This window comes from Paraburkholderia phymatum (assembly GCF_038900715.1).
GTDB classification, from domain to species: Bacteria; Pseudomonadota; Gammaproteobacteria; order Burkholderiales; family Burkholderiaceae; genus Paraburkholderia; species Paraburkholderia phymatum_A.
Map to the genome: position 1 here is coordinate 1 of NZ_JAYMRZ010000114.1, position 255 is coordinate 255.

At 54.5% G+C, this 255-nt stretch carries 1 rRNA gene; it reads right to left on the bottom strand.

The features are described 5' to 3' along the window. Positions 1 to 255, bottom strand: a 16S ribosomal RNA gene (locus VSR68_RS42655); the annotation flags it as partial.

Sequence of the window (255 nt, forward strand, 5' to 3'; positions counted from 1 at the left end):
TGCGTAGCAACCAGGGACAAGGGTTGCGCTCGTTGCGGGACTTAACCCAACATCTCACGACACGAGCTGACGACAGCCATGCAGCACCTGTGTTACGGCTCCCTTTCGGGCACAACCACCTCTCGGCAGTCTTCCGTACATGTCAAGGGTAGGTAAGGTTTTTCGCGTTGCATCGAATTAATCCACATCATCCACCGCTTGTGCGGGTCCCCGTCAATTCCTTTGAGTTTTAATCTTGCGACCGTACTCCCCAGG